Source organism: Stenotrophomonas sp. STEN063 (assembly GCF_056854515.1).
Window position 1 is genome coordinate 20,739 of the sequence record NZ_JBXFWF010000066.1, and the last position, 6,498, is coordinate 27,236.

Below are 6,498 nucleotides of genomic sequence, written 5' to 3' on the forward strand. Positions count from 1 at the left end.
CATGCCGCTCATTGCGACGCCGCCTCGCTGCGCTTCGCACGCAGCCGCTTCAAATACTCGGCCACGGCGCTGTTGTGATCGGTGTAGGACGCGGAGAACACGTGCGCACCACTGCCATCGCCGACGGCCACGAAGTACAGCGCATCGCCCGGTGCCGGCTTGGCGGCGGCATGCAGCGCGTCGCGGCCTGGCATGGCGATCGGCGTCGGCGTGAGGCCGGCGCGCGTATAGGTGTTGTACGGCGTGTCGGTGGTCAGGTGCACCTTGCGGATATTGCCGTCGTAGGCGCTGCCGATGCCGTAGATCACGGTCGGGTCGGTCTGCAGGCGCATGCCCATCTTCAGGCGGCGCGCGAACACACCGGCAATCTGCGGGCGCTCGCTGGCCAGGCCGGTTTCCTTCTCGATGATGGAGGCCAGGATCAGCAGCTCGTAGGGCGATTTCAGCGGCAGGTCGTCGCTGCGCTCGGCCCAGGCGGCGGCCAGCTCCTTCTCCATCGCCGCGTGGGCGCGCTTGAGCACGTCCACATCGCTGTCGCCGCGCTGGTAGATATAGGTTTCCGGCAGGAAGCGGCCTTCCGGGTGCTGGTCGGCGAAACCGAGCTTGGCCATCAGCTCGGTGTCGGACAGGTCGGTCGTTTCGTGCTGCAGCGGCTGTGCGCGCGCCAAGGCAGCACGCAGCTGGCGGATGTTCCAGCCTTCGACAATGGTGACGCGGTATTGCAGCACCTTGCCCTGGCGCATGTTCAGCAGCAGCTGGCGCGGCGTGAGTGTCGGGTCGAGGGCGTATTCGCCGATCTTCAGCTTGCCGGCAGCGTCGAGCTGGCGGGCCAGCAGCTGCCATTGCAGATCGTCGCCTTCGTCGACGCCGGCCGCGCGCAGCTTGCGCAGCACGCTGTTGAGCGAATCACCGGAGGCGATGCTGACGCTCTGCTCGGATGGGGTCAGCGGCGCATCGGCAAAGCTGCCCTGCCGCTGCCACAACCAGGCCGCACCTGCGCCTGCCAAGGCGACCAGCAGCAACAACACCGCCAGCACCAACAGACATCCGCGCTTGGCACCCGCCATGGTCACCCCGTCTTCAAATAGTGGATGCGCAGGATACCGCGCTGGCGGCAACGCCAGCCAAAACGGCGTTCATCATTGTGGATCGAGCGCACGCAGCAGCCCGCGCGCCTTGGCCCGGGTTTCGTCCAGTTCCTTGTCGGCCACCGAATCCACCACGATGCCGGCGCCGGTGCGGAAGCTGGCGATGCTGCCCTGCACTTCCGCGGTGCGGATCAGGATGTTCAGGTCCATGTCGCCATCGCGGTTCAGCCAGCCGAAGGCGCCGGTATAGGCGCCGCGGGCGATCTGTTCCAGCTCGGCGATGATCTCCATGCAGCGCACCTTGGGGCAGCCGGTGATGGTGCCGCCAGGGAACGTGGCCGCGATCACTTCGCCCGGGGTGACTTCCGGGCGCAGGCGTGCGCGTACGTTGCTGACGATGTGATGCACGTGGGCGTAGCTCTCCACGATCATCAGTTCATCGACCTCGACGCTGCCGGGCGCGGCGATGCGGCCCAGGTCGTTACGCTCCAGGTCGATCAGCATCACGTGCTCGGCGCGCTCCTTGGGATGGCCGACCAGCTCCTGGATGCGCGCGGCATCGTCGTCGCCTGCAAAGCGCGGGCGGGTGCCGGCGATCGGACGCGTCTGCACCACATCGCCGCTGACCGAGACCAGCCGTTCCGGCGAGGAACTGACCACGGCGCGGCCGGCGGCCGTGAACAGGCCAGCGAAGGGTGCGGGGTTGGCGGTGCGCAGGCGCGCGTACAGCGCTTCGGGTGCGAGTTGCGCGTCGAACTGGGCCTGCCAGCGGCGCGACAGGTTTACCTGGAAGACGTCGCCGGCATGCAGGTAGTCGATGACCTTGTGCACGCCATCGGTGAAACGCTCGCCTGCGTCTTCGTTGATGGCGCTGGGGCCGTTCCACTGCGGCAAGGCTGGCAGCTGTGCGGCTTTGCTTTGATCGTACTGGAGCTGGCTGAGCAGGTCTGCTGCGTCGTCTTCGGCGATGGCGATGCAGCGGCCGCTGTCGCGCTCGCGCAGTACTGCTGCCGGGCAGCGCAGTGCGATTGCGGTTGGCAGGCCGTCGCTACGCTGTGGCAGCTGCAGGATGGGTTCGACTTGCTGGGCAAGTTCGTAATCGAGCAGCAGGGCCCAGCCGCCGCGGAACGGGATGTCCGCTTCCATCGGGTTGCGGTCTTGGCGCAGGGATTGCCAGTCGCGGTCGAGTGCGGAGAGGAAGTCGCCTTCGACTGCACTGCCGTCTTCGCGTTGCAGGCCGCCGTCGGGGTTGAGCAGAAGTTGGCTGCCGTCTGCGATCAGCAGCATGTCCCACTGGCCGAGCTTGCCGGCAGCGGTGGACTCAAGCAGGACCGGATAGCGATGCGGTGCGAGCCGATGCAGCGCCAGCAGGTCGGTGTCGGCGTGCAGGGGGAGGATGTGCATCGTGGGCCCAAAATGTCAGAAATGCAGGCTGTTCCCTTCTCCCGCCTGCGGGAGAAGGTGCCCGAAGGGCGGATGAGGGGAGTTTTTTAAAGCTCTTAAAGCTTTTAAAGCTTTTGGAGCTTTAAAGCTGCCCTCACCCCAACCCCTCTCCCGCTTGCGGGAGAGGGGCTTTGAGCAAAGCTTTGAGCAAAAGCTTCAAGCAAAGCTACAAGCGCAAGCCTCAAGCAAAGCCACAACGCAGCTTTAAATCCGCTTGAACACCAGCGTGCCGTTGGTGCCGCCAAAGCCGAAGCCGTTCGACATCACCACGTCCACGTCGGCCTTGCGGGCCACGTTCGGTACGTAGTCCAGGTCGCAGCCTTCGCTCGGGTTTTCCAGGTTGATCGTCGGCGGGATGATGCCGGTGTTCAACGCCATCACCGAGAAGATCGCTTCCACGCCGCCCGCTGCACCCAGCAGGTGGCCGGTCATCGACTTGGTCGAGCTGACCAGCATCTTGTAGGCGTGCTCGCCGAAGGCGGTCTTCATTGCCATGGTCTCGCCCAGGTCGCCCAGCGGCGTCGAGGTGCCGTGTGCGTTTAGGTAGCCCACCTGCTCCGGGGTGACGCCTGCGTCCTTCATCGCCGCAACCATGCAGCGGGCGGCGCCTTCGCCGTTCTCGCTCGGGGCAGTCATGTGGTACGCGTCGGAGCTTGCGCCGAAACCGGCCAGTTCGCAGTAGATCTTGGCGCCGCGCGCCTTGGCGTGCTCGTACTCTTCCAGGATCAGGATGCCGGCACCGTCGCCCAGCACGAAGCCGTCACGGCCCTGGTCCCACGGACGCGAGGCCTTGGTCGGGTCGTCGTTGCGGGTGGACATAGCCTTCATCGCGCAGAAGCCGCCCAGTGCGGTCGGCGAGGAGCCACGCTCGGCGCCACCGGCAACCATCACGTCGGCGTCGCCGTACTGGATCATGCGCATCGCCGTACCGATGGAATGGTTGGACGTGGCGCAGGCCGACACTGCCGAGAACGACGGGCCCTTCAGCCCGGCGATGATGCTCAGCTGGCCCGGCAACATGTTGATGATGGTCTTGGGCACGTAGAACGGCGAAATCTTCTTGCCTTCGTGGAACTCGATGGTCTGCTCTTCGATGCCGAGCAGGCCGCCGATACCGGCACCGACGATAGCGCCAATGCGCTCAGCGTTGGCGTCGGTGATTTCCAGGCCGGAGTCGTGCAGCGCCATGAAGGCGGCACCCAGGCCGTAATGGATGAACGGGTCCATCTTCTTGGCATCCTTGCCACTGACCCGATACTTGCCGAACAGGGGGTTGTCGGCGGTGATGTCGAAATCCTTGACTTCACCTGCAATCTTGGTGGTGAAACGTTCCAGATAGTTATCTGCAACATTCGTCAGCGGGCCGATGCCCGAACGGCCGTTGATGATGCCTTCCCAGCTGCTGGCCAGATCATTGCCCAGCGGCGACACCATGCCCATGCCGGTAACAACTACGCGACGACTCATTGCGGATTCTCCTGGCCCCGCACGCGGGGAGATTCAAGCTTAAAAGCACGGGGCCGCATCAGCGGCCCCATGGGTTTGCAACGCGGCAGACAGGCTTGCCGACCGCGCCTTGTCAGACCTGGATCAGGCCTTGACGTGTGCCTTGACGTAGTCGATGGCAGCCTGGACGGTGCCGATCTTCTCAGCTTCTTCGTCCGGGATTTCGCACTCGAACTCTTCTTCCAGCGCCATCACCAGCTCGACGGTGTCCAGCGAGTCTGCGCCCAGGTCATCGACGAACGATGCGCTGGTGGTGACTTCTTCTTCCTTGACGCCAAGCTGCTCAACAACAATCTTCTTGACGCGTTCTTCGATGGTGCTCATTAGGATATCGCTCCAGATGGAGTAGTGGTTCAAAAGACGCCAGCCCCCAGGGCTGGCCGTGGGATAGTGTAGTGGAAACCGTAGCGGCGGTGTTTCTGAACAAAAAAGCCGCGACAATCAACCACTTGGGTGCATTCCCTGCACACCACGCTTACGGCATGTACAAACCACCGTTCACGTGAAGGGTTTCGCCGGTGATGTAACTGGCCGACGGACCGGCCAGGAACGCCACCGCCTTGGCGATGTCTGCGGGCTCGCCGAGGCGGCCCAGCGCGACCTGGCCGAGCATCGCCGACTTGGCGTCCTCGGGCAGATCCTTGGTCATGTCCGTGTCGATGAAGCCCGGTGCGACCACGTTGACGGTCACGCCGCGGCTGCCGATTTCCTTGGCCAGCGACTTGGAGAACGCAATGATGCCAGCCTTGGCGGCGGCATAGTTGGCCTGGCCGGCATTGCCGGTGACGCCGATGACCGAAGCGATGTTGATGATGCGGCCCTTGCGTGCCTTCATCATGCCGCGCATCACCGCCTTGGAGGTGCGGTAAACGCTGGTCAGGTTGGTGTCGAGGATGGCCTGCCAGTCCTCGTCCTTCATGCGCATCAGCAGGTTGTCGCGGGTGATGCCGGCGTTGTTGACCAGGATGCTGATGGCGCCGAATTCCTTGCTCACCGCGTCGATCAGCGCATCCACCGCGCCCGGCTCGGTCACGTTCAGTGCGCGGCCGTGGCCGCCGACCGCGGCCAGACGCGTACCGATGGCGGCGGCGCCGTTGTCGGTGGTGGCGGTGCCGATGACGGTCGCGCCCAGCGCGGCCAGTTCGTCGGCAATGGCAGCACCGATACCGCGGCTTGCGCCGGTGACCAGCGCGATTTCACCCTGCAATGGCTTGCTCATATCTGTTCCTTGTATGCATGGCACCGCGCACGCGCAGCGCCCATCATGACCATGCGCAGACTACGCCCGCGCGACGATCGCTTGCTCAGTTGGCCCACTCTTCCAGCGCACCGGCAAAGTCTGCCGGGGTGGCGAGCGAACGCCCTTCGATGTTCTTGTCGATGCGCTTGACCAGACCAGTCAGCACTTTGCCCGGGCCGCATTCGGCGACGCGGCTGACGCCACGTGCAGCCAGTGCCTGCACGCAACCGGTCCATTGCACCGGCTGGTACAGCTGCTGCACCAGGGCCTGACGGATGGCGTCCACGCCCTCATGCACCTGTGCATCCACGTTCTGCACCACCGGCAAGGCCGGCTGCTGCCATGCCAGGCCGTTCATCACGGCTTCCAGACGATTGGCGGCTTCGCGCATCAGCGGCGTGTGCGAGGGCACGCTGACAGCCAGCTTCACCGCCTTGCGCACGCCCTTCTCGGCCAACAGCGCGAGGGCGCGGTCGACTGCGGCAGCGTCGCCGCCGATCACGATCTGACCGGGCGAATTGAAATTGGCTGGGACGACGACCTGGCTGCCAGCAGCCTCGGCGCAGACGTCCAGCACCAGTGCGTCTTCGGCGCCGAGCACGGCAGCCATCGCGCCAACGCCGGTCGGGGCGGCGTCCTGCATCAGCTGGCCACGCAGGCGCACCAGATGTGCGCCGTCGTGCAGCGTCAACGCGCCAGCGGCGACCAGCGCGGTGTATTCGCCAAGGCTGTGACCAGCCAGAACCGCCGGCTGTGCGCCGCCCTGTGCATTCCACAGGCGCCACACGGCGATGCTGGCGGCCAGCAGCGCCGGCTGGGTGAATTCAGTGCGATTGAGCTGCTCTTCCGGGCCGCCCTGCGACAGCGCCCACAGATCGACGCCCGCACCTTCGGAGGCCTCGGCGAAGGTTTCACGGATCTGCGGATGCAATTCAGCCAGTTCGGCCAACATCCCAATGGATTGCGAGCCCTGGCCGGGGAATACGAAAGCGAGTCGGGAATCAGTCACGCGGTCTTCTGCTGCTTCAATCGAAGGCCGGAATAATAAGCGCGAAAGCGCCCGCCCGTCTGTACTGGCGCGTATGCAGCATGGCTCTGTAGTGCCGAGCCATGCTCGGCAGGGGCATTACCGGTGAAGCCTCATGCCTATCATTTATAGACAAATGACGATGCAGAGGAACAGAAAACTCTGCGTCAGCCGGGAAGCGGGAACATAAAAAA

The 6,498-nt window shown here is 64.6% G+C and carries 6 protein-coding genes; all 6 read right to left on the bottom strand.

Features of this window, described 5'->3' with window-relative positions:
- Nucleotides 1-8: 8 nt before the first annotated feature.
- Nucleotides 9-1,067 carry an endolytic transglycosylase MltG gene (gene mltG / locus AC1VWL_RS15825; RefSeq protein WP_482987324.1) on the bottom strand — a complete coding sequence of 353 codons (1,059 nt, stop codon included), beginning with the start codon at nt 1,065-1,067 and terminating at the stop codon, nt 9-11.
- 72 nt (nt 1,068-1,139) lie between these two features.
- Entirely contained in the window at nt 1,140-2,492 is a 1,353-nt protein-coding gene (locus AC1VWL_RS15830; RefSeq protein WP_482987325.1) for an aminodeoxychorismate synthase component I, read from the bottom strand.
- A gap of 243 nt (nt 2,493-2,735) precedes the next feature.
- The gene (gene fabF, locus AC1VWL_RS15835; protein ID WP_481549726.1) at nt 2,736-3,998 is read right to left on the bottom strand and encodes a beta-ketoacyl-ACP synthase II; all 1,263 of its coding nucleotides are present in this window, start codon (nt 3,996-3,998) and stop codon (nt 2,736-2,738) included.
- A 123-nt stretch (nt 3,999-4,121) separates the two neighbouring features.
- The gene (acpP, locus tag AC1VWL_RS15840) at nt 4,122-4,361 is read right to left on the bottom strand and encodes an acyl carrier protein (protein ID WP_054659808.1); all 240 of its coding nucleotides are present in this window, start codon (nt 4,359-4,361) and stop codon (nt 4,122-4,124) included.
- 151 nt (nt 4,362-4,512) lie between these two features.
- A complete protein-coding gene (gene fabG, locus AC1VWL_RS15845) occupies nt 4,513-5,256 on the bottom strand; it encodes a 3-oxoacyl-ACP reductase FabG (RefSeq protein ID WP_303749118.1) in 744 nt (247 codons plus the stop codon).
- An 85-nt stretch (nt 5,257-5,341) separates the two neighbouring features.
- On the bottom strand, nt 5,342-6,286 hold the full coding sequence (gene fabD, locus AC1VWL_RS15850) for an ACP S-malonyltransferase (protein WP_482987326.1): 945 nt from the start codon (nt 6,284-6,286) through the stop codon (nt 5,342-5,344).
- Between the last annotated feature and the right edge of the window lie 212 nt (nt 6,287-6,498).